At 64.7% G+C, this 22980-nt stretch carries 16 protein-coding genes; 9 read left to right on the plus strand and 7 right to left on the minus strand.

Features of this window, described 5'->3' with window-relative positions:
- Positions 1–35: 35 nt before the first annotated feature.
- Positions 36–788, plus strand: coding sequence for a sulfite exporter TauE/SafE family protein (locus IVB45_RS32955; RefSeq protein ID WP_247357868.1), 753 nt, complete (start codon positions 36–38; stop codon positions 786–788).
- A gap of 6 nt (positions 789–794) precedes the next feature.
- On the opposite strand, the gene IVB45_RS32960 is transcribed toward IVB45_RS32955, so the two are convergent.
- Positions 795–1427, minus strand: coding sequence for a LysE family translocator (locus tag IVB45_RS32960; protein WP_247357867.1), 633 nt, complete (start codon positions 1425–1427; stop codon positions 795–797).
- A 246-nt stretch (positions 1428–1673) separates the two neighbouring features.
- Between IVB45_RS32960 and IVB45_RS32965 the strand changes: the two genes are divergently transcribed.
- Both IVB45_RS32965 and IVB45_RS32970 read left to right on the plus strand, forming a co-directional pair.
- Entirely contained in the window at positions 1674–3470 is a 1797-nt protein-coding gene (locus IVB45_RS32965; protein ID WP_247357866.1) for a tetratricopeptide repeat protein, read from the plus strand.
- A 175-nt stretch (positions 3471–3645) separates the two neighbouring features.
- Positions 3646–6411: a di-heme-cytochrome C peroxidase gene (locus IVB45_RS32970; protein ID WP_247357865.1), complete on the plus strand. Its 2766-nt coding sequence runs from the start codon at positions 3646–3648 to the stop codon at positions 6409–6411.
- Between the two features lie 132 nt (positions 6412–6543).
- On the opposite strand, the gene IVB45_RS32975 is transcribed toward IVB45_RS32970, so the two are convergent.
- The gene (locus IVB45_RS32975) at positions 6544–7491 is read right to left on the minus strand and encodes an alpha/beta hydrolase (protein WP_247284709.1); all 948 of its coding nucleotides are present in this window, start codon (positions 7489–7491) and stop codon (positions 6544–6546) included.
- A 220-nt stretch (positions 7492–7711) separates the two neighbouring features.
- Between IVB45_RS32975 and IVB45_RS32980 the strand changes: the two genes are divergently transcribed.
- Positions 7712–8173: an Hsp20 family protein gene (locus tag IVB45_RS32980; protein WP_007597127.1), complete on the plus strand. Its 462-nt coding sequence runs from the start codon at positions 7712–7714 to the stop codon at positions 8171–8173.
- A gap of 309 nt (positions 8174–8482) precedes the next feature.
- On the plus strand, positions 8483–9253 hold the full coding sequence (locus IVB45_RS32985; protein ID WP_247357864.1) for an alpha/beta hydrolase: 771 nt from the start codon (positions 8483–8485) through the stop codon (positions 9251–9253).
- Positions 9254–9476: 223 nt separating this feature from the next.
- On the opposite strand, the gene IVB45_RS32990 is transcribed toward IVB45_RS32985, so the two are convergent.
- Entirely contained in the window at positions 9477–10232 is a 756-nt protein-coding gene (locus IVB45_RS32990; protein ID WP_247357863.1) for a hypothetical protein, read from the minus strand.
- A gap of 492 nt (positions 10233–10724) precedes the next feature.
- Here IVB45_RS32990 and gltB point away from each other — a divergent pair, with 492 nt between their 5' ends.
- Together gltB and IVB45_RS33000 are read left to right on the plus strand one after the other, a co-directional pair.
- On the plus strand, positions 10725–15458 hold the full coding sequence (gene gltB / locus IVB45_RS32995; protein ID WP_247357862.1) for a glutamate synthase large subunit: 4734 nt from the start codon (positions 10725–10727) through the stop codon (positions 15456–15458).
- A 144-nt stretch (positions 15459–15602) separates the two neighbouring features.
- On the plus strand, positions 15603–17054 hold the full coding sequence (locus IVB45_RS33000) for a glutamate synthase subunit beta (protein WP_247357861.1): 1452 nt from the start codon (positions 15603–15605) through the stop codon (positions 17052–17054).
- A gap of 203 nt (positions 17055–17257) precedes the next feature.
- Here the strand turns inward: IVB45_RS33000 and IVB45_RS33005 are convergent, their stop codons facing one another.
- Entirely contained in the window at positions 17258–19024 is a 1767-nt protein-coding gene (locus IVB45_RS33005; protein WP_247357860.1) for an outer membrane beta-barrel protein, read from the minus strand.
- A gap of 191 nt (positions 19025–19215) precedes the next feature.
- Between IVB45_RS33005 and IVB45_RS33010 the strand changes: the two genes are divergently transcribed.
- Positions 19216–20223, plus strand: a complete 1008-nt coding sequence (locus IVB45_RS33010; RefSeq protein ID WP_027514060.1) for a KpsF/GutQ family sugar-phosphate isomerase — start codon at positions 19216–19218, stop codon at positions 20221–20223.
- 103 nt (positions 20224–20326) lie between these two features.
- Here the strand turns inward: IVB45_RS33010 and IVB45_RS33015 are convergent, their stop codons facing one another.
- The gene (locus IVB45_RS33015; protein WP_247357859.1) at positions 20327–20884 is read right to left on the minus strand and encodes a carboxymuconolactone decarboxylase family protein; all 558 of its coding nucleotides are present in this window, start codon (positions 20882–20884) and stop codon (positions 20327–20329) included.
- Positions 20885–20956: 72 nt separating this feature from the next.
- Between IVB45_RS33015 and IVB45_RS33020 the strand changes: the two genes are divergently transcribed.
- On the plus strand, positions 20957–21295 hold the full coding sequence (locus tag IVB45_RS33020) for a helix-turn-helix domain-containing protein (RefSeq protein ID WP_247357858.1): 339 nt from the start codon (positions 20957–20959) through the stop codon (positions 21293–21295).
- 111 nt (positions 21296–21406) lie between these two features.
- Here IVB45_RS33020 and IVB45_RS33025 read toward each other — a convergent pair whose 3' ends face one another.
- Positions 21407–21853, minus strand: coding sequence for an NfeD family protein (locus tag IVB45_RS33025; protein ID WP_007597152.1), 447 nt, complete (start codon positions 21851–21853; stop codon positions 21407–21409).
- Positions 21854–21923: 70 nt separating this feature from the next.
- Entirely contained in the window at positions 21924–22925 is a 1002-nt protein-coding gene (locus IVB45_RS33030) for an SPFH domain-containing protein (RefSeq protein WP_247357857.1), read from the minus strand.
- Positions 22926–22980 lie beyond the last annotated feature (55 nt).

Raw genomic sequence — 22980 nt, forward strand, 5'->3', positions numbered from 1 at the left:
TTGTGCCGAAGCGCGGCATCGGTCAATGTGCAGATATGATCGACCCGCTCCTCGTTCTCATCGCCGCCGTTTTCCTGATTGCCGGATTCGTCAAGGGCGTGGTCGGACTCGGCCTGCCGACGGTGTCCATGGGCCTGCTCGCGGTGAGCATGGCGCCAAGCCGCGCGATCGCCATCGTGATCGTGCCCGCCATCCTCACCAACATTTGGCAGACTTTCGTCGGCCCCCATTTGCGCGATATCCTGATGCGGCTGTGGCCACTGATGATCGGCACCGTGATCGGGTGCTGGCTCAATGCCGGCGCGCTCACCGGTCCGCATGCGCGCTACGGCACGATCGTGCTCGGCATCCTGCTCGTCATCTACGCGATCATCGGGCTGAACAAATTCCAGTTTCACGTGGCGCCAAAGAACGAGAAATGGGTCGGCGGCGTGGTCGGCTTGGTCACCGGCGTGATCTCGGCCTCGACCGGCGTGCAGGTGATCCCCTCGATGCCGTTCATGCAGGCGATCGGCATGGAGAAGGACGAGCTGGTGCAGGCGCTCGGCGTGTTTTTCACGACAGCGACACTGGCGCTCGCCTTCAACCTCACCGCGGGGGGATTGCTGACGCCGGCCAACGCGGTGCCGGGCGCCGTCGGCATGGCCTGCGCGTTTGCCGGCATGTATATCGGCCAAACGGTGCGGGCGCGAATGCCGGCGGAAGCGTTTCGCCGCTGGTTCCTGATCGCGATGATCCTGCTCGGCCTCTATATCGCCGGCAGCGCAGTGCTGAAGGAATTCGCGTAAAGGACGTTACCGCGTCTCCAGCATGGCGACGCGGATGCCGAGATAGATGAAGAGGCCGCCGAGGGCACGGTTGACCCAGGCGACCGCGCCTTCGGAGCTCCGCAAGCGGTGGGCGGCCTTTGCCGCGAAAGCCGCCAGCACCAGGCACCACAGCGTTCCCGTGCAGATGAAGATCAGGCCGAGCGTCAGGAAGGCGAGCGGCTTGTGCGCCGAGTCGGCTGCAACGAATTGCGGCAGGAAGGCCAGGAAGAACAGCGCGACCTTGGGATTGAGCGCGTTGGTGAAGACGCCCTGGAGGAAAACCCGCCGCAGCGAGCTCTGCACCGGCTCGTCGATGGCCGAGGTCGGCACCGGGCGCGACCACAGCATCTGAAGCCCGGTCACGACGAGATAGGCCGCTCCGACCAGCTTCAGGATCGAGAACGCGGTCGACGAGGCCATCAGCAGGGCCGAAAGGCCGATTGCCGCGCCCGCGACGTGGAAAAAGCAGCCGCAACTGATGCCCATCGCGGCCGCGGCGCCACCTCGCCAGCCCAGCTGCATGCTGCGGCCGATCACATAGACCGTATCAGGCCCCGGCGTGATGTTGAGCAGCACGCCTGACAGGACGAAGAGCCAGATTTCGTGAATGCCCAGCATGTGTGACGTGCCTCCGTCGCCCAACCATGGCCCAAGAGGCCGGCTTAGTGGGTTCGCTCGTCCCCGTCCACTGCCGGGATTGCCGAGGATTTACCTCGAATTTGCAATGCGGTTCGTACTTTCGCTCAGCCTCATCTGCTCTATAAGGAACGGGTTCTTTGAACGCGGGATTCGAGGCGACTGCGACGCCGTGGCCGGTCCTCGATCTCTTCCAAGTCTCTTGCAAGTCTCTTGGAGCTCCGGAATATGGAAAGACGTCTGGCTGCCATTGTCTGCGCCGATGTCGCTGGCTATTCGCGCATGATGGGCACCGATGAGGCCGGCACCCATGCCGCCTTCAAGGCCCATCGCAGCGCGATCCACCCCATCATCCTCAATCACGGCGGCCGCGTCGTCAAAAACACCGGCGACGGCTTCCTGCTGGAATTCCCCTCGATCGTCGGCGCCACCGAGGCCGCGATCGCGATGCAGACGCTGATGGCGGAGCGCAATCACCATCTGCCCGCCGATCGCGCCATGCAATTCCGCCTCGGGATCCATATGGGTGACGTCATCGCCGACGAGGACGAGGTCTTCGGTGACGATGTCAACATTGCCGTCCGCCTCGAAGCCGTGGCGAGCCCCGGCGGCTTCGCGATCTCGGCCAAGGCCTACAAGGAGGCCGGCAAGCATCTCACCGTGCCGCTGGTCGATGCCGGCAACCACCGCTTCAAGAACATCAAGGATCCGATCGGGGTCTGGACTTGGACACCTGAGGGTGCACCGGCGCTTGCGCCCGCGCTGAGGGAGGCATCCGCCCTCTCGCAGCAGTACCGCACGGCGATCGTCGGCGTGCTGCCCTTTGCCAATCTCAGCGACGCACAGGACGAGTACTTCTCCGACGGCCTGACCGAGGATCTGATCCACGCGCTGTCGCTGCAATCCTTCTACCGCGTGCTGAGCCGCAACTCGACTTTCGTGTTCAAGGGCAACAACGTCAGCACCCGTCTGATCGCGCGGGAGATCGACGCTAGCTATCTGATCCAGGGTTCGGTGCGGCGTGCCGGAGCCAAGATCCGCGTCACCGCCGAGCTGATCGCGCCGGAGACCGGCGAGCAGCTCTGGACTGGCCGCTACGACCGCGACATCGGCGATCTCTTCGCGATGCAGGACGAGATCACCACCAACCTGTCCGCCGCCATCGCCACCGAGATCGTCCGGGCCGAGGCCTCGGCGCCGGCGCGGCTCTCGACCGACGTCACCGCCTGGGACCGCTTCCTCAAAGGGCTGTCGCATTATTATCGGCAAACCAAGGAAGACCTGGCCATCGCCGTCGACCTGTTCCGGGAGGCCATCAGGCTCGAGCCCAAGCTGTCGATTGCGCACGCCTATCTCGCCACGATCCAGATCCAGAGCATCCAGTTCGGCTGGGTCAAGGGCACGCGCGAGATGTGGGCCGAGGCGATGAAGCTTGCCGAAACCAGCGTCCGGCTCGATCCGCGCTCGTCATTTGCGTTCTCGATCCTGTCCTGGACCCACGCGCTGGAGGGCCATTACGAGGCCGCGATGGACGCCGCCAAGCGCGCCGTCGCGCTCAACCCCTACGACAACGGCGCGCGCGGCGTGCTCGGCATCTGCCATTTCGCCATCGGCGAGCACAGCGAGGCGATCGAGCTGTTCTCGCTGGCCGCACAGCGCGACAACAGCGATCCGCGCTACCAATGGGCCGCGCTGAACGCCTTCAGCCATTATCTGCTGGGCCAATATGACGCGACCCTGTCATGGGCTCGAGAACAGCTCTACATCAACCCGAACCATTTGCAGGCGCTGGCAATCCGCGCCGCGGCGCTGGCGCAATTGGGGCGTGGCGACGAGGCGGTCGAGGCGACCCGCGTGCTCATGGCTAACTACCCGACTCTCAATGTCGACCGCCATTTGCGCAATTTCCACTGGAAGCGGCCCGAGGACCTCGCCCATTACCGCGCCGGACTCTTGAATGCGGGCGTACCGCTCGGCAAACTGACCCTGGTTTCGAGCGACGTCAAACGCGTCGCCGAATCCTGAGGGCCAGCCGCGGCCACGCGGCAATGTCCCCTCCGCCTTTATTGACACGACAGTGAATTCAGCCACACTCCGCTACACGCTGAAGTAGTATAATGTGTTGTCGGTTTGTCAGGACTTTCCGCGCTCTATCGCCGCGTCTGTATTTCACGATTCGCCGTTTTCAGGATTTTGGGCCATGCATGACTCCGCTCCGAAGCCCCCCTTCGACCCCTCGATCCAGGTCTCGCCGAACAATCCCTGTCCATTCCTCCGCGGCCTCGTCGGCGAGGGGTTTGTTGACGGCGGAACCGTCCCGCTCGGCACGCTGTCGCAAACGATCGCGAATGCGAGCGGCGAGACCGGGCTGAAGAAGGTCTCGGCCCGCATCCAGGTCCGCGGCGTCGCGCTTATCGCCAACGGTCTGGGTCACATCCTGAAGAGCATATTTTCGGGCGCGCAGCTCGACGCGTTGCGTGGTGGTCCCCTCGACAAGCGCGGTGCCGGCTCGCGCGTCCTCGGCGTCGACGGCAAGGTCGATGAGGACGAGCTTGCGCGGTTTGCGAGCTTCGGCCGGACCTACCTGGATCCGAACGGCGGCGGCTCCGAGCCGGGTCTCAACGCCTCGGAAATCGGCGTCTTCATGCGCGACAACCTCAAGCGTGCCGGCAGCGCTGCGCGCTGGTACTATCCCCTGCTGATGAAGTTCGAGTGGCCGATCCTCCTGAAGATCGTGGGCAAGGGCGCGGGTGAGGACCGCTATCTCAGCGTAGCCGACGTGCGCACTCTGTTCAACGAGCGGCAATTCCCTGCTCGCATCAACCAGCGGCTCGTAGCGCAGCCGGTGCTGTCGACATGCCAGCGCGTGGTGCGGGGCGCCCTCAAGGTTGCGGCCCTGCTCGTCGCCATCGGTCTCGCCTTGCTCGTTGTGGTCGCCGAATTCCCCGACCAGGTGCGCGCCATGCTGCCGCAAAAGGGAATTCTCGTGAATCTCCTGCCGCCGCCCTTGCCCACGGTCCCCGAGACGAAGGCGGCCTTTTGGCTCGAACAGAACTGGTCGCTGAAGGACAGGCACTGGTTTCACCATGCCAGTCAGGGCACCGCGACCTTCCCGGTGCCTTACGAATGGTTCATGGCGCTGGAGCAGCCGCGCCTGCATTTGTTCTCGCAGCCGGGCATGATGACGGACAGCGCCTATCTCGAGCGCTTCGGGTTCATCCCGAGCCCGCAGTCGATCCAGACCGATGCGACGTCACTACGCCACTTCGGCTACGCCAATGTCTACGAGACGACGCAGGCGCCGGACTGGTCGACCAGGTGGACGCCGGCGGAGAACGTCGACGGCCTGCCGGTCGGCTTCGCACGGATGACCGGTGTCATCGATCCCGCGACGGGCCGTCGCGAAGAGGACAAGATCGGACTGACCTGCGCGGGCTGCCATACCGGCCAGATCCACTACCAGGGCGTGGACGTGCGTTTCGACGGCGGTCCGGCCATGACCGATCTGAAGAAGCTCGAACTCTCCACCGGCCTGTCGATCGCCTACACGCTTTACGTGCCGTTCCGCTTCCAGCGCTTCGCCGATCGCGTGCTCGGCCCCGATGCCAGCAAGGCTGACCGCGCCGCGCTCAAGCAGAAGCTCAGCGCGATCGGCAACTTCCTGATCGACTGGGCGCAAACCCAGCAAAAGACGATTGAAGGCAAGAAGACCTGGAACGGCAGACAGCAGCAGGACACCGAGGAAGGGTTCGGTCGCCTCGACGCTCTCAATCGCATCGGCAATCAGGTTTTTTCGCAGGATCTCGCGCTGAGCGGGATCAAGGGATTCGAGAAGAACCTGCACGCCCAGGACGCCCCGGTCAGCTATCCCCCGATCTGGACCGTGCCCTGGTTCAAGTTCGCCCAGTACGACGCCTCGATCGAGCAGCCGCTGATCCGCAACGCCGGCGAAGCCCTCGGCGTGACGGCGCTGCTCAATCTGTCCGACGCCTACCCTGAGGACAGGCTGTGGCGGTCCTCCGTTCATATCAACACGCTCGGCTGGATCGAGGACATGCTCAGGGGGCCCGATCCGTTCAAGACGGCGGATCCCTCCACCGGTCCGAAGTTCGGCGGCCTGCTGGCGCCGAAATGGCCCTCGCAGATCCTCGGCGACAATTGGAGGCTCGATCAGAAGAAGGTCGACAACGGCCGCAAGATCTACGCCGAGATGTGTTCCGGATGTCATCTGCCGGCGATCGACACCCCGGCTTTCTGGTCTTCGGGACATTGGGAGCCCAGCGGCGACAGCAAGGTGCTGAACGCGGTGACGATCCCCCTCGACGAGATCAAGACGGATCCCGAACAGTCGCTCGTGCTCAGCAACAGGATCGTCGATCTGCCCGGCTTCCTGAAGGTGAATACGGCCGACCTCCAGAAATGGTGGCAATGCGACGTCTCGACCGCAAGCTCGCCGACCGAGATGGTGTATGCGCTCGGGCTGATGACGGTGGTGGATCTCGTCGCCCGCAAATGGATGGACGACGAGAAGACTCCGGACGCCGAGCGGGCGAAATTGTGGAATCTCGCGCGCAAGAACTGCCTCAATCCGGTGGGGGGAGCACGCTATCGGGCACGGCCGCTGAACGGCATCTGGGCCACGGCGCCCTATCTGCACAACGGCTCGGTGCCGTCTCTCTATTGGTTGCTGAAGCCTGCAAGCGAGCGCCCGCAAAAATTCTGCATGGGCCGCCGCGACTATGATCCGGTGACCGTCGGCTTTGCGGTCACCGCCGACGAGAAGTGCAAGACGGGTGAAACCGAGTTCTCGGCCGGGTCGGACAAGGATCCGATCCAGGGGAACAGCGTGCTCGGCCATTCCTTCGAGCGCAAGCCGGGCGAGCAAAAACGTCCCGGCGTGATCGGCCGCGTGTTCAAGGACGACAACGAGCGCTACGATCTGATCGAGTATCTGAAGACGCTGTAGCGAGTGATTCTTCCTCGTCATGGCCGGGCTTGTCCCGGCCATCCATGATCTGCCTCACGGCGCTAAGAACGTGGATGCCCGGGACAAGCCCGGGCATGACGTCGTGTGGTCGCAGGGAAGCATCGCTCCCCCTCACTTGAACAGCGGCGTACCCGGCACGAAGGCGTCGAAGGCGGCCCAGAATTGGGAACGGTAGCGGTCCTGCTCCTGGAGTATCTCGTGCTTGGCACCGGCGATCACGAGATGGGAGCCGGCGCGCAAATGATAGGCGAACTCCTCGATCGCCGCGATCGAGACCACGGTGTCGCTGGAGGCCGCCAGCATCAGGATCGGTTGACGGATATCGGACGGGTAGTTTTTGCCCTTGAAGGTGTTCATCGCGCGGAAGGCGGTATCGGCCCAGGCGACCGTCGGTGACGCGAGCCCGAGGGTCGGATCCTCCTCCAGGATCGCGGCATTGCGCGCATAGCGCACGGGATCGCTGGTCAGCGGATTGTTGATGAAGGGATTGAGCCCGGTGATCTGGTCGGTGCCGCCGGGGACATAACGGCCGCCCATCCCCAACACGCGCATCGTCTTCAGCAGCGCCCGCGCCGGAAACGAGGTGGCGCGGCCGGGCAGGTCGATCATCGGCGCCGACAGCACCATGCGGTCGAACCAGCGCTTGCCCGCATGCGCCACCCGCAGCATCACCGTGCCGCCCATGGAGTGGGCGAGCGCGAAGAAGGGCGGCGGGCAATCCGGCAGCACCACCTGCTGCACGAAGGTCTCGACGTCGATCTCGAAATCGGCGAAGTCGCGAACATAGCCCTTGCGCGGATCGCGCAGGCGGCGCGAGGAGTGGCCCTGCCCGCGCCAGTCGATCATCGCCACCGCAAAACCGCGGTCGCGCAGGTCGCGCACGGTCTCAAAATATTTCTCGATCTGCTCGCTGCGTCCGGTGAAGACGCAGACGGTGCCCTTGCGGTTCGCCGGCGGCGCCCAGCGCGCAAAGCGCAGCTCGACGCCATCAGGGGTTTTGATGGTGCCGCTGACGACGTCTTCGGGAACGGGATTGGATGGTATCGAGACCAGCGTCATGATGGGGAGGGCTTGGGCACGAAGTGCTGCAAATCAGGGGGCGGGAGCGCCGAAAAGGCTAAGTATCCGCCCTCTTGAACGCCGTTCTCGTCAACCCATATCACCTTGGTGCAGGCCGCTACCAGTGTTTCGGAACCGGAACATCAGGCTGCACACAGACGAAAGCCCGGCCCGATTGGCGGGCGGGTTACTCAACAGTCGCTCAATGGAGGACTTGACCATGCGTACGTACGACCTGACCCCCTTCTACCGTTCCACCGTCGGCTTCGACCGCCTCTTCAACCTGCTCGACCAGGCCGGTTCGGACGGCAGCCCCGGTTATCCCCCCTACAATATCGAGCGCACCGGCGAGAACGACTACCGCATCACCGTTGCGGTCTCGGGCTTTGCCAAGGATGAGCTCTCCATCGTCGCGAAGGAAAACACGCTGACGATCAAGGGCGAAAAAGTCGCCAACGAGAACTCGAAGGCCGAAGTGCTGTACCGCGGCATCGCCGCGCGTGCTTTCGAGCGCGCATTCCAGCTTGCCGATTTCGTGCAGGTGAAGAACGCCTCGCTCGAGAACGGGCTGCTTCACGTCGACCTCGTCCGCGAGATTCCCGAGGCGAAGAAGCCGCGCCAGATCGCGATCAACACCGGTGCGCAGGGCGCACAGGTGATCGAGAACTCGGTAGCCGCGTAAATCACGGACGCCACTTCCAGGTTGCGAAAACGCCCCGGTGCCCCGGGGCGTTTTTTTGCGTGTTCAGTCGTTGGCTCGCGAAAGCTGCAAGTAGCCGCAAATCCTGCGGCCGGCAGCTGGTTTTCGGTTGAAATCGAAATACAGGTTTGGGTCTGTTGTTCTACGTTACCCACACACCGCATGAGCTCGCCTGCGTGTCTCGTACGCGCCCGACCAAGGCGGTTGTCACAGGTGAGTGACCAAGCGTAACGCCGCCGCTCCGCACACCGTCCTTTGAATATCGAACACAAAATGAGACGGAGAACGATCATGACACTTTGGCGCAGCCTTTTCGTCGCCGCGAGCCTGCTGGCGGCCCCCATCAGCCTTGCTCACGCACAGACCCCGCAAACGGTGAAGGCCAAGAACATCGTGCTGGTGCACGGCGCCTGGGCCGACGGCTCGAGCTGGTCGGAGGTGATCCCGATCCTCCAAGCCGCAGGCTTCAACGTAACTGCCGTGCAGAATCCACTGTCGTCGCTGTCGGACTCCGTCGAGGCGACCAAGCGCGCGCTGGCCGAGCAGGATGGTCCAACCGTGCTGGTCGCGCATTCCTGGGGCGGCACCGTCATCAGCCAGGTCGGCAACGACCCGAAGGTCACTGGCCTCGTCTATGTCGCCGCCCGCGCACCCGATGCCAACGAGGATTTCGTCGCCCTGTCCAAGCAATTCCCCGCGGGACCGGTGCGCACCGGCGTCGTCGAGCGCGACGGTTACACCAGGCTCTCGGAAGACGCCTTCCTGAAGTATTTCGCCAATGGCGTGAAGCCGGAGCAGGCGAAGGCGCTCTACGCGGTGCAATGGCCGACGGCCGCCTCGATCTTCGCCGGTCGCACCACAGAGGCGGCATGGCATTCCAAGCCGAGCTGGTACGCGGTGTCGAAGAGCGACGACACCATCAATCCCGATTTCGAACGCTTCCTCGCCAAGCGCATGAACGCCACCACGATCGAGCTCGACGCAGGCCACCTCTCGCTGGTGTCTCATCCGAAGGAGGTGGCGAATTTGATCCTGGAAGCGGCGGGGTATGGGCGGAGCTGAGCGGCGCTTGTCATGGTGCAAAGGCGCCTGAGTGCTCAGGCGCCTTTTGTTTTGCTCCGCTCTCTCCCCAACGTCGTCCTGGCGAAAGCCAGGACCCATTACCCCAAGGGGATGTTTGGCGAAGACTCGTCGTCCGGTACTCACACCACGAACAATCGACAGACCTCGCGGTATGGGTCCTGGCTTTCGCCAGGACGACACCGTTGGTGTGATGCGTAGCGTCCTAATCCAGCCCCTGCGCTGCCGGCATGTCCTGTGTCGGCAGGATGGTTGGAGCAGGTTTGGCCAGACCGACGGTTGGAGCAATGACCTGCGGCGCGGCCTCGGCGGGCTTTGCCGGCACGGCCGCCACGGTCTGCGTGGCAGGTTGAGCCTGCGCTGCCGGCTGCGTCGCCGGCTCGGCCGGCTTCGCCGCTGTGACCGGCGTCTCGCCGCGCGGCGGAGCCGCCTTGGGCAGCGGCACGGAGCGGCTGGCGACATGCGGAATCGGAGCCGGTGGGCGGGGCGGACCACTGCGGACCATGGTCGGCGGCGGCAGCGCGCTTTGCGGGCGGTAAGGCGCAACCGCAGGCTGCTCGTAGCCGGGCGCCATGCCGTAGGCGTCGGCAGCCGGCATGAAGCGCAAAATCCTTCCGTCGCGGGCATCGATCACCAGCCGGCCGTCCTCCCCGCGGCGGTCAATCACCGCGATGGTGTAGACGCTGCCGCGCAGGCGCGGGATGCCCAGTGGAGAGAAGCCGTTCTCGCGCAGCACCGCGTAGACCTCGGTCGACGGCAGCAGCACCGGGGCCGGCCCGCGTTCTTCGTAGCCATAGCTATAGCCGTAGCGCGGCGGAGGCGGCGCGGCCTCCGGCGGCGCATAGGGGCCGTCGAAATCCGAGACTGCGATCATCGCCCCTCGCGCTGGAACCTGCGCTTGAGCCGCGGTCGGGGCCAGCGCCAGCGTGGCGGCGGCCATACATCCTGTGAAAAACTTCATGGTCGAGACGCTCCTGTCAGGCCCCCGGATGGATCGCGCTCTTTCGCTTCTTGCGGCGTGGCGCGTCTTCCAGAGGGTTGATCCGAAGCTTCATTGGGGATTCCGGCGTCGGCGGGGCCGGATCAGGGCGTGTTTGCTTCTAAACCGGGGCCGCGCAACTTTTGGAAAGCGATCGATTGATCTATGGGGAATCGGGACTTGCGCGCGCTTGTGTGATAGACAAAAATTTGGCAAGGTGACGGTTAGGACAGGAAGACTGTCTCAATTTTGCTTGCGGTTCCGGCATAGGGATTGCAACGAAAGTCGGTGCTTTCGAGCGCCAGGAAGGCAACAGGCAAAGCCGTTCTCGGGGACGAAGAACGCCTTGGCCTGAATTTAAGAAAATGCGGCTCGCGAGCGGACGAGCGGTGACCCAGAAGCGGGTGCCGCGGGACGCCCAAGGTGCGCCGAAGATGGCGGTGAGGCAGCTTGCCGCATGGAGAGGACGAGAACATGAACGGGTCGCAAGTCGAGCGCGGAAACATCGTGGCAGAACAACTGTCGGCGACGGTCGCCTCGAAAACGACCGATCCGATTCAGGAACACAATTCACGGCCGCCGGCCGTAGGCCTCTACGATCCGAGCCTGGAAAAAGATTCCTGCGGCGTCGGCTTCATCGCCAACATCAAGGGCCAGAAGTCGCACGAGATCGTTGCGGACGCGCTCAGCATCCTCTGCAACCTCGAGCACCGCGGCGCCGTCGGCGCCGACCCGCGCGCCGGTGACGGCGCCGGCATTCTGGTGCAGATCCCGCATGCGTTCTTCAGCCGCAAGGCGAAGGAGCTCGGCTTCGCGCTGCCCAATCCGGGCGAATACGCCATCGGCGCGCTTTTCATGCCGCGCGACACCGCGTGGCGCAACGTCATCAAGAGCATCATCGCCCACCAGATCAAGGAAGAGGGCCTGACGCTGCTCGGCTGGCGCGACGTGCCGACCGACAATTCCTCGCTCGGCGTCACCGTGAAGCCGACCGAGCCCGCCTGCATGCAGGTGTTCATCGGCCGCAACGGCACCGCCAAGACCGAGGACGATTTCGAGCGCCGGCTCTACATCCTGCGCAAGTCGATCTCGCAGGCCATCTATCAGCGCCGCGACCGCGGCCTCGCCGGCTATTATCCCTGCTCGATGTCCTGCCGCACCGTGATCTACAAGGGCATGTTCCTCGCCGACCAGCTCGGCAAGTACTATCCCGATTTGCACGAGAAGGATTTCGAGAGCGCGCTGGCGCTCGTGCACCAGCGTTTCTCGACCAACACCTTCCCGGCGTGGTCGCTGGCGCATCCCTACCGCATGATCGCGCATAACGGCGAGATCAACACGCTGCGCGGCAACGTCAACTGGATGGCGGCGCGCCAGGCCTCAGTGAGCTCCGAGCTGTACGGCAAGGATATCAACCGGCTCTGGCCGATCTCCTACGAAGGCCAGTCGGACACCGCCTGCTTCGACAACGCGCTCGAATTCCTGGTGCAGGGCGGCTACTCGCTGCCGCACGCCGTCATGATGATGATTCCGGAGGCGTGGGCCGGCAATCCCTTGATGGATGAGAAGCGCCGCGCCTTCTACGAATATCACGCAGCCCTGATGGAGCCGTGGGACGGCCCCGCCGCGATCGCCTTCACCGACGGCCGCCAGATCGGTGCCACGCTCGACCGCAACGGCCTTCGGCCGGCGCGCTATCTCGTCACCAAGGACGACCGCATCGTGATGGCGTCCGAGATGGGCGTGCTGACGATTCCCGAGGACCAGATCATCACCAAGTGGCGCTTGCAGCCCGGCAAGATGCTGCTGGTCGATCTCGAGCAGGGCCGCCTGATCCCCGACGACGAGATCAAAGCCGAGCTCGCCAGAAGCCATCCCTACACGGAGTGGCTGGAGCGGACCCAGATCGTGCTGGAAGATCTGCCGAAGGTGCCGACCACCGGCGTGCGCTCCAACCTGTCGCTGCTCGATCGCCAGCAGGCGTTCGGCTACAGCCAGGAAGACATCACCATCCTGATGACGCCGATGGCCTCCACCGGCGAGGAAGCCGCAGGTTCGATGGGCAACGACACGCCGATCTCGGCGCTGTCGGCCAAGGCCAAGCCGCTGTTCACCTACTTCAAGCAGAACTTTGCGCAGGTGACCAATCCGCCGATCGACCCGATCCGCGAGGAGCTGGTGATGAGCCTCGTCTCCATCATCGGACCGCGGCCGAACCTGTTCGACCTGCAAGGCCTTGCCACGACCAAGCGCCTCGAAGCGCGTCAGCCGATCCTGACCGACGCGGACCTCGAAAAGATCCGCTCGATCTCCGAGGTCGCCGAGTCGCACTTCAAGTCGCGCACGCTGGACACCACCTTCCACGCCGGCCTCGGCGCGGCCGGCATGGACCAGGTGCTGGACGAGCTCTGCGCACGCGCGGAGAGCGCGGTGCGCGAGGGCGTCAACATCATCATCCTGTCCGACCGCATGGTCGGCACCGATCGGGTTCCGATCCCGTCGCTGCTGGCCTGCGCCGCCGTGCATCATCATTTGATCCGCACGGGATTGCGCACTTCGGTCGGCCTCGTCGTCGAATCCGGCGAGCCGCGCGAAGTGCATCATTTCGCCTGTCTCGCCGGCTACGGCGCGGAAGCGATCAATCCGTATCTGGCGTTCGAGACCATCATCGCGATGAAGGACCGCCTGCCCGGCTCGCTCGACGACTACGAGATCGTCAAGCGCTACATCAAGTCGATCGGCAAGGGCCTGCTCAAGGTGATGTCCAAGATGGGCATCTCGACCTACCAGTCCTATTGCGGCGCGCAGATCTTTGACGCCATCGGCCTGAAGGCGGAATTCGTCGGCAAATTCTTCGCCGGCACCCACACCCGCGTCGAGGGCGTCGGTCTTGGCGAGATTGCCGAAGAGGCGGTGCGCCGTCATGCCGACGCGTTCGGCGATGCCCTCGTTTACAAGACTTCGCTCGATGTCGGCGGCGAATACGCCTATCGCAGCCGCGGCGAGGACCATGCATGGACCGCCGAATCGGTGGGGCTGCTGCAGCACGCCGCGCGCGGCAATTCGCTGGAACGCTACCGCGCTTTCGCGAAGATCCTCAACGAGCAGTCGGAGCGTCTCTTGACGCTGCGCGGCCTGTTCCGGATCAAGAATGCGGACGAAGAGAAGCGCAAGCCGATACCGCTCGACCAGGTCGAGCCGGCCAAGGACATCGTCAAGCGTTTCGCCACGGGAGCCATGTCGTTCGGCTCGATCTCGCGCGAGGCGCACACCACGCTCGCGATCGCCATGAACCGGATCGGCGGCAAGTCGAACACCGGCGAAGGCGGCGAGGAAGCCGACCGCTTCAAGCCGATGCCGAACGGCGACAGCATGCGCTCGGCGATCAAGCAGGTCGCCTCGGGCCGCTTCGGCGTCACCACGGAGTATCTCGTCAACTCCGACATGATGCAGATCAAGATGGCGCAGGGCGCCAAGCCCGGCGAAGGCGGCCAATTGCCCGGCCACAAGGTCGACGCGACCATCGCCAAGGTCCGGCATTCGACGCCGGGCGTCGGCCTGATCTCGCCGCCGCCGCACCACGATATCTACTCGATCGAGGATCTGGCGCAGCTCATCTACGACCTCAAGAACGTCAACCCGGATGGCGCAGTCTCGGTCAAGCTCGTCTCCGAGATCGGCGTCGGCACCGTGGCCGCGGGCGTCGCCAAAGCGCGCGCCGACCATGTCACCATCGCGGGCTTCGAGGGCGGCACCGGCGCTTCGCCGCTGACCTCGATCAAGCACGCCGGCTCGCCGTGGGAGATCGGTCTCGCCGAAACCCACCAGACGCTGGTGCGCGAGCGGCTGCGCAGCCGCATCGTGGTGCAGGTCGACGGCGGCTTCCGCACCGGCCGTGACGTCGTGATCGGCGCGCTGCTCGGCGCCGACGAGTTCGGCTTCGCCACCGCGCCCTTGATCGCGGCCGGCTGCATCATGATGCGCAAGTGCCATCTCAACACCTGCCCGGTCGGCGTCGCGACCCAGGACCCCGTCCTGCGCAAGCGCTTCACCGGCCAGCCCGAGCATGTGATCAACTACTTCTTCTTCGTCGCCGAAGAGGTCCGCGAGATCATGGCCTCGCTCGGCTTCCGCAGCTTCAACGAGATGATCGGCCAGGTGCAGCTGCTTGACCAGACCAAGCTGGTCGCGCACTGGAAGGCCAAGGGCCTCGACTTCTCGAAACTGTTCGTCAAGCAGAAGGAAGAGAAGGGCCAGAAGATCTATCACTCCGAGCGCCAGAACCATCATCTGGAAGCGGTGCTCGATCGCACGCTGATCGAGCAGGCGACGCCTGCGCTCGACCGCGGTGCGCCGGTGAAGATCGAGGCCAAGATCAACAGCACCAACCGCTCCGCGGGCGCGATGCTGTCGGGTGCGGTCGCCAAGATCTACGGCCATGCCGGCCTGCCGCATGAGACCATCCATGTCAGCCTCAAGGGCACCGCGGGCCAGGCCTTCGGCGCGTGGCTGGCGCAAGGCGTCACCTTCGAGCTCGAAGGCGAGGCCAACGACTATGTCGGCAAGGGCCTCTCGGGCGGCAAGATCATCGTCAAGCCGCCGGCCAACAGCGGCATCGTGCCGGAAGAGAGCATCATCGTCGGCAACACCGTGATGTACGGCGCCATTCAAGGCGAGTGCTACTTCCGCGGCATCGCCGGTGAGCGTTTTGCCGTGCGCAATTCCGGCGCCGTGGCGGTGGTCGAGGGCGCGGGCGACCATTGCTGCGAATACATGACCGGCGGCATCGTGGTCGTGCTCGGCAAGACCGGGCGCAACTTCGCGGCCGGCATGTCCGGCGGCATCGCCTATGTGCTGGACGAGACCGGCGACTTCGACAGGCTGTGCAACATGGCGATGGTCGAGCTCGAGCCGGTGCTGTCGGAAGAGCTGATCAACGCCGGCACCTATCATCACTCCGGTGACCTCGAGGCGCACGGCCGGGTGGACGTGTTCAAGGACCTGCTCGCCTCCGACGTCGAGCGGCTCCACGTCCTGATCACGCGCCATGCCAAGGCAACCGGCTCCAGGCGTGCCGCCGACATCCTGGCCAACTGGAAGGACTGGCTGCCGAAATTCCGCAAGGTGATGCCGGTCGAATACCGGCGCGCGCTGCGCGAAATGGCCGCCAACGCGGACGCCGAGCCGAAAATCGCGATCGGGGCCTGAGCATCACACCCCGTCATTGCGAGCGTAGCGAAGCAATCCAGACTTCTCCTCTGATGCGGAATGGATTGCTTCGAAGCTCACGCTCCTCGCAATGACGACGAGAAAGAAACACAACGAATTTAAGCGGCAGGGACTTCGGGTTTAATGGGCAAGATCACGGGTTTTCTCGAAATCGAACGGCATGACCGCAAGTACACCCCGGTCGCCGAGCGCGTGAAGCATTTCCACGAGTTCGTCGTTCCCCTCTCCGAGAAGGAAACGCGCGACCAGGCCGCGCGCTGCATGAACTGCGGCATCCCCTATTGCCACGGCACCGGCTCGGTCTCGCCCGGCACGCCCGGCTGCCCGGTCAACAACCAGATCCCGGACTGGAACGACCTCGTCTATCAGGGCAACTGGGAAGAAGCCTCGCGCAATCTGCACTCGACCAATAATTTCCCGGAGTTCACGGGGCGTATCTGCCCGGCGCCGTGTGAAGCCTCCTGCACGCTCAACATCGACGACAACCCCGTCACCATCAAGACCATCGAATGCGCGATCGTCGACCGCGCCTGGGATAATGGCTGGCTGAAGCCGGAAGTGGCGGCCGTGAAGACCGGCAAGAAGGTCGCGGTGATCGGCTCGGGTCCGGCCGGCATGGCCTGCGCGCAGCAGCTCGCGCGCGCCGGCCACGACGTGCATCTGTTCGAGAAGTTCGCCAAGGCCGGCGGCCTGCTCCGCTATGGCATTCCCGACTTCAAGATGGAAAAGAACGTCATCGACCGCCGGGTCACGCAGATGGAAGGCGAAGGCGTCACCTTCCATTACAACAGCCATGTCGGCGTCGACGGCAATGTCGACCCGCGCGAGATGCTCAACGAGTACGACGCCGTGGCGCTGACCGGCGGCGCCGAAGCCCCGCGCGACCTGCCGATCCCCGGCCGCGACCTCGCAGGCATCCACTACGCCATGGACTTCCTGCCGCAGCAGAACCGCCGCGTGTCCGAGGAGCCGCTCGGCGGCGTCCAGGAGATTTTGGCCGGTGGCAAGCATGTGGTCGTCATCGGCGGCGGCGACACCGGATCCGACTGCATCGGCACCTCGCTGCGCCAGGGCGCGCTCTCCGTGACCCAGCTCGAGATCATGCCCGCCCCGCCGGAGCACGAGAACAAGGGCCTCACCTGGCCGAACTGGCCGCTCAAGATGCGGACGTCCTCCAGCCAGGCCGAAGGCGCGGTCCGCGAATTCGCCGTGCTGACGCAAAAGTTCACCGGCGACAACGGCCAAGTGAAGAAGCTGCACTGCGTCCGCGTTGACGACAAGTTCAAGCCGATCGCCGGCACCGAGTTCGAGCTCGACGCCGACCTCGTCCTGCTCGCGATGGGTTTCGTCCACCCGGTGCACGAGGGCCTGCTCAAGATGCTCTCGGTCGAGCTCGACCCCCGCGGCAACGTCAAGGCCAACACGCTCGACTACCAGACCTCGCGCCCGAACGTGTTCACGGCCGGCGACATGCGCCGCGGCCAATCGCTGGTGGTCTGGGCGATCCGCGAGGGCCGGCTGTGCGCCCGGTCGATCGATACGTTCCTGATGGGGAAGACGGATCTGCCGCGCTGAGCCGCCGCGGCTTAAGGCAGACAGACAATCCGCTGTCGTCCTGGCGAAAGCCAGGACCCATACCGCGTGATCCCTCGATCGTGACCGATCGCAATACCAAACGACGAGTCTTCGCCAAACCACGCCCGTGGTAATGGGTCCTGGCTTTCGCCAGGACGACACCTGAGGTTTGGCCTTATTGGGAGCCTACGGTCGGGTGCCCTCTAATTCTGCAGCCTCACCCCGACCATCACCACCGTCCCCTGCGAGCTTGAGCCCGGCTGGTTCGAATCCAGGATGTCGTGGCGGAGCGTGCCCTTGATCCAGATGTTGCGATTGAGCTTGTAGATCAGATTGCTTTCGAACGAGTAGGTCTTGTCGTTGCGATTCTGGCCCTGGTAGTCGTAGGTGCCGTAGGTGAACTTGCCCACTGCCGTAAGCCAGCGGCGGAAGTCGTGATCGACTTCGGCGGCGTAGGTGTGCACCAGCACGCCGGAGGAGCCGGGGATGGTGGTCTCGGCGATCTGCGTGTCGGTGGCGAATTTCACCGTGGTCAGGCCGCTTGCATTCCAGATCAGCGAGCCCGAGGTCAGGAAGCCCGCGAGCTGGCTCAGGCGCGGATCGACATAGTTGCGCGCGGAATAGCCGACCGAGACCTCGCCGGTGAGGATCCGCGAGAACTCGAAGGACGTGCCGACCTTGGCGTAGCCGCCGTTCGAATCGCGGAAGAAGCCATTGCGGTCGGCGGCCTGGTCGTGGACGCGTGTGTCGCCCTGGATCTCGACGAACGGCTTCAGGCCCGGCTTGAGATCGTAGGAGAAGCGCCCCACGCCGCCATATTGGTTGAAGTCGCGGTCATCGTTGCTGAAGGTGGAGCCGTCGGTGAGTTTCGAGTTGGTGTAGGCGGTGCGATCCGCGTTGGCGCCGGCCGCGACCTGGAAGCGGTTGAAGGTCTGGTCGAAGCCGACGGTCGTGCCATAGGTCGCGTAAACAGGATATTTCTGCAGACCGGCCTGCACGTTCGGGCTGCCGGGATTATCGGTGGCGAGCCGCAGGCGCAGTTGCGTGGTCAGCTTGAGATCGCGATTGACGTCGATGCGGCCGTCGACATGGCCGTTGAAGTCGGGGCGGTCCACCTCGACCGGCGAGGGCGAGGCAAAGCCGTCGATCGTCGCCGGCATGTTGTTGGTGTAGCCCGAGAACGAGCCGCGCAGATCCGCGACCAGCGCGTGGCGCTCCCAGTCGGACGCCACGAGGAGATCGGGCGCGACCACATAAACCGGCGAGCCGACCGGCTTGCTCAGACGCGCCGGATTGGTGTCGTAGCCGGTGGAGAGCTCGAGCCCGCCCTTGATCAAGAAGCTGCCGGCATAGTCGCCGACCGCGCCGAATGCATCGTCATCGATCTTGAGGCGGCGGCGCAGCGGCTGGCCGGGCACGTTGCCGGCCATCGCCGGGGCGACCGGAGTCTTGTGCGCCGTCTCGGAGGGCGGCGGCGCGATGCGTGGCGGGCCGAGCGTTCGCTCCGGCGTCGCCGGCGGCACCGGCGAGCCGGGGCCGACCGGACGCTTCGGCTTCGCCTGTCCGGGATAAAACTTTGGCTGCTGTCGCTTGCGGTTGAGCGAGTCGTAGCCGGAAGCGCTGGCGCCATTGGCGGCGGGCAAGCCGTAGATCGGGACCTGACCGGTCGGGCTTTGGTTGGTCGGGTTTTGGCCCACGCGCGCCGGCGTCTGCTGGCGTTTGCGCAAATCGGCGTTGGGATCGGGCAGTGTCGGCAGCGCATCCGACGGTGCCTGCGGCACGCCCGCGGTACGGCGCGTCGGCAGCGTGTCGGGCGAGGCGAAGCCACCGCGGTTGGGACTGAACAGGTCTGGGGTGAGGCTCTGGGCGGCCACGGGGGCGCTTCCAAGGACCGTCAGCGCAAAGCACGGCAAAGCCGCGCGCAGGAAATGCGCGCGTTTGCTCCGGCTCGTGCCTGGAGACGACCCCACGATGGAAGAACTCCAACGAAATCAAATACTTTCGCGATTGTCCCCACCGATCGGCGGGAACCATCGTTAATGGAGTTAAAACAATTATGGTTAACGACCGGTTGAGGGTTGGGGCGCCCTCGTCGCCTCGAAGGTCGTGGCGTGCTAAGCAGGCGCCAACGGGCGAACGCCCCTCCTCCCTGGACCAGAACATGCCGAGTTCGAAACCGCTGATGACCCAATCATCCGGCCCCATTCCCGACAGCGTCGAATCCGCACTCCGCACCCTGGAAACGGAGAGCGGCGGTATCAACGCGCTCGCCGCCGCCCTGCGCGGCCCGCTTGGCGCGAGCTTCGCCAAGGCGGTCGATCTGATCCGCAACGCAAAGGGCCGCGTCATCGTCACCGGGCTCGGCAAGTCGGGCCATATGGGTCGCAAGATCGCGGCAACGCTGGCCTCGACCGGCACGCCCGCCTTCTTCGTCCATGCCGCCGAAGCCGGTCATGGCGACCTCGGCATGATCACGCCCGACGATGTCATCATGGCGCTGTCCTGGTCCGGCGAGCAGCCGGAGATGAAGACGCTGGTGAACTATTCGGCACGGTTCGCCATTCCCATGATCGCGGTGACGTCGAACGCGGCGTCCTCGCTGGGACAAGCCGCCGACATCGTGATCGAGCTGCCGAAGGCGCGCGAGGCCTGCCCGCACAATCTGGCGCCGACCACCTCGACCCTGATGCAGGCCGCGATCGGCGATGCCATTGCGATCGCGCTGCTCGAAGGCCGCGGTTTCACCGCGCTGGAGTTCGCGCATTTCCACCCCGGCGGCAAGTTAGGGGCGATGCTGAAATTCGTCCGCGACTACATGCGCACCGGTGCGGAGATCCCGGTCAAGCCGCTCGGCACCAAGATGTCGGACGCGGTGATGGAGATGTCGGCCAAGGGTCTCGGCTGCGTCTGCATCGTCAACGATGCGGCAGAGGCCGTCGGCATCATCACTGACGGCGATCTACGCCGCCAGATGCGGCCGGACCTGCTGGCGGCGTCGGTCGACGACATCATGACCAGGCAGCCAAAGACCGTGCCGCCCTCGATGCTCGCCACCGAGATGATCGAGGTGCTGAACACCCGCAAGATCACGACGCTGGTCGTGACCGAGGCGGACAAGGTGGTGGGCATCGTGCACCTGCACGATCTGCTGCGGGCGGGCGTGGCGTAGGGGGCCACTCACCGTCATTGCGAGCGCAGCGAAGCAATCCAGACTGCCTCCACGGAAAGACTCTGGATTGCTTCGTCGCAAGAGCTTCTCGCAATGACGGCGGTTAGAGCAACGCCGGGAATCTTGCCGCCGTGTCCTCCAGCGGCAGCCGCAGCCCGTTCGCCAGATACGACACCGTGCGGTAGAAGCCGCACAGCAGCATGATCTCCAGGATCTGCGCCTCGTCGTAATGCGTCGACAGCGCGGCGAACTCGGCGTCGTCAAAGGTCGCGCGGTGATGCAGCGCGTCGACGGCGGCGATCAGCGCCTGCTCGGCCGGGGACCAGCACGGCGACCTCGCATCGCCCCGCACGGTGGCGTGCACTTCCTCCTCGGTGAGTTTCGCTGGCCCGGCAAAGACCGCGACGTGCACGCCCCATTCATATTCGCATTGGTTCAGCGCGCAGGTGCGGTCGATCACGATCTCGCGCTGGTGCAACGACAGCGGGCCGGGATCAAGCAGGCCGCCGGCGCGAAACTTGTCCCAGGCGCGGGTATGGCCCGCCATCATCCGGAACAGCAGCAGCGGCGGCGCACCTCGCATGATGCGGTCGAACTGCGCCTGGATCTCCGGGGGATAAGGCGGGGTCAGCGGGGCAATGCGTGGTGTGGCCTGGGACATCGGCCGCCTCTCTTGCTACATTTACTGTAGCATAACGCTACACTATCTGTAGCATTGCGCAAGAGGGCGGCGATGGCGAAACAGACCACTTCGAGATCGCGCGGCGTCCGTGGCTCGCGCACCGGGCGGCCGGTCATGGTGCTGCTCGACCTCCTGGGACGACGCTGGAGCCTGCGAATCCTGTGGGAGCTGCGCGACGCCCCCCTCACCTCGCGCGCATTGCGAGCGGCCTGCGACGAGGCCTCGCCGACGGTGCTGCAGGCGCGGCTGGACGATTTGCGCGAGGCCGGGTTCGTGGAACTGGGCGAAGCTGGCGGTTACGGGCTGACGGCGCTGGGGCGGGAATTGTGCGAGACGTTCATGCCGCTGCATAGGTTTGCGGAGCGGTGGCGAAGCAAGAGCGGCGCGTAAGTCTGGCGATGCCGTCCCGACAAGCTTGTCATTGCGAGCGCAGCGAAGCAATCGAGACTGTCGCCGCGGAAAGATTCTGGATTGCTTCGCTTCGCTCGTAATGACGGCGACCTAAGCCGCCGCCACCGTCAGATTCGCACCGTCGACCTGCACCACCTTCACACGCGTGCCCGCCGGCGTATCAGGACCTGCGACGCGCCAGACGGTGTCGCCGATGCGCATGGTGCCGTTGCCGTCGACAATCGGCTTCTCCAGCGTGAACTCGCGGCCGAGGAGCGCATCCGCGCGCTTGTTGAGGAAGGGGCTGGCGGCAATTGCATCCGGCTTCGGCCGGGCGAGCCGGCGCCAGACCGGCACGGCGGCGGCGGCGAAGATCGCGAACATCACGAGCTGGATCTGCCAGGATATCGCTACTCCGAACGAGATCAGCCCGACGAGCAGCGCGGCGAGCCCGAGCCAGAACAGGAACACGCCCGGCGCCAGCACCTCCAGCGCCATCAGGATGAAGCCGAAGATCAGCCAATTCCAGGTGCCGAGCGATACGAACATGTCGGTCATGACACGACCTCTTTGAAATGGCGCATGCCCTCGTCGGAAAACCGGTGTCCACTTTTCCGGGGCATGCGCTTTACCCCTGCCGCGGCGGCACCGCCGGCGGCGTGCTGCCGGTCGTCGGCACCGCCGCGCGACGAGCGGCGGCAGCCGCGGATGCCGCACTCTCGCCGAACGTCGCCTTGGCGATCTCGCCGATGCCGGCGAGCGAGCCGAGCATGCTGGTGGCTTCGATCGGCAGCATGATGATCTTCTGGTTCGGAGAGTCCGCGAACTGGCCGAACGCCTTGATATACTTGTCGGCGATAAAATAGTTCAGCGCCGCGACGTCGCCCTTGGCGATGGCTTCACTGACCATCTGCGTCGCCTTGGCCTCGGCTTCCGCCGACCGCTCGCGCGCTTCGGCGTCGCGGAAGGCGGCCTCGCGGCGACCTTCCGCCTGGAGGATCTGGCCCTGCTTGGCACCCTCTGCGCGCAGGATCTCGGACTGGCGCGCACCTTCAGCCTGAAGGATGTCGGCGCGTTTGACGCGCTCGGCCTTCATCTGTCGGCCCATGGCCTCGACGAGGTCTGCCGGCGGCACGATGTCCTTGATCTCGATACGATTGACCTTGAGGCCCCAGGGCGAGACAGCGGCATCGACCACACGCAGCAGGCGCTCGTTGATTTCGTCACGGTGCGACAACACCTGGTCGAGATCCATCGAACCCATCACCGAACGGATGTTGGTCATGGTCAGCACGGTGACGGCCTGGGTCAGGTTGGAAACCTCGTAGCTCGCCTTGGCGGCATCGAACACCTGAAAGAAGGCGACGCCGTCGACCGTCACGGTGGCGTTGTCCTTGGTGATCACCTCCTGCTCGGGGATGTCGATCACCTGCTCCATCATGTTGATCTTGCGTCCGACGCGATCGAAATAGGGCACGATCAGATTGAGCCCGGGGCTCAGCGTCTGGGTGTATTTGCCGAACCGCTCGATGGTCCAGTCATAGCCCTGCGGTACCGTTTTCACGCCGGCAATCAGCGTGACGATGACCAGCAAAACCAGCACAATTGCGAAAATGTCGAAACCGCTCATATTTCCTCCAAGGCGGGAAAAAGCCCTTTCCCGCGCTGTCATTGGTCGGGATCAC

Source organism: Bradyrhizobium sp. 4 (assembly GCF_023100905.1).
Taxonomy (GTDB): domain Bacteria; phylum Pseudomonadota; class Alphaproteobacteria; order Rhizobiales; family Xanthobacteraceae; genus Bradyrhizobium.

Coding starts and splice junctions, on each gene's coding strand:
- IVB45_RS33030 (WP_247357857.1), bottom strand. CDS start 22,925: ATGAGCGGTTTCGACATTTTCGCAATTGTGCTGGTTTTGCTGGTCATC.
- IVB45_RS32990 (WP_247357863.1), bottom strand. CDS start 10,232: ATGAAGTTTTTCACAGGATGTATGGCCGCCGCCACGCTGGCGCTGGCC.
- IVB45_RS32965 (WP_247357866.1), top strand. CDS start 1,674: ATGGAAAGACGTCTGGCTGCCATTGTCTGCGCCGATGTCGCTGGCTAT.
- IVB45_RS33015 (WP_247357859.1), bottom strand. CDS start 20,884: ATGTCCCAGGCCACACCACGCATTGCCCCGCTGACCCCGCCTTATCCC.
- IVB45_RS33020 (WP_247357858.1), top strand. CDS start 20,957: ATGGCGAAACAGACCACTTCGAGATCGCGCGGCGTCCGTGGCTCGCGC.
- gltB (WP_247357862.1), top strand. CDS start 10,725: ATGAACGGGTCGCAAGTCGAGCGCGGAAACATCGTGGCAGAACAACTG.
- IVB45_RS32970 (WP_247357865.1), top strand. CDS start 3,646: ATGCATGACTCCGCTCCGAAGCCCCCCTTCGACCCCTCGATCCAGGTC.
- IVB45_RS32960 (WP_247357867.1), bottom strand. CDS start 1,427: ATGCTGGGCATTCACGAAATCTGGCTCTTCGTCCTGTCAGGCGTGCTG.
- IVB45_RS32985 (WP_247357864.1), top strand. CDS start 8,483: ATGACACTTTGGCGCAGCCTTTTCGTCGCCGCGAGCCTGCTGGCGGCC.
- IVB45_RS33025 (WP_007597152.1), bottom strand. CDS start 21,853: ATGACCGACATGTTCGTATCGCTCGGCACCTGGAATTGGCTGATCTTC.
- IVB45_RS32955 (WP_247357868.1), top strand. CDS start 36: ATGATCGACCCGCTCCTCGTTCTCATCGCCGCCGTTTTCCTGATTGCC.
- IVB45_RS32975 (WP_247284709.1), bottom strand. CDS start 7,491: ATGACGCTGGTCTCGATACCATCCAATCCCGTTCCCGAAGACGTCGTC.
- IVB45_RS33010 (WP_027514060.1), top strand. CDS start 19,216: ATGCCGAGTTCGAAACCGCTGATGACCCAATCATCCGGCCCCATTCCC.
- IVB45_RS33000 (WP_247357861.1), top strand. CDS start 15,603: ATGGGCAAGATCACGGGTTTTCTCGAAATCGAACGGCATGACCGCAAG.
- IVB45_RS32980 (WP_007597127.1), top strand. CDS start 7,712: ATGCGTACGTACGACCTGACCCCCTTCTACCGTTCCACCGTCGGCTTC.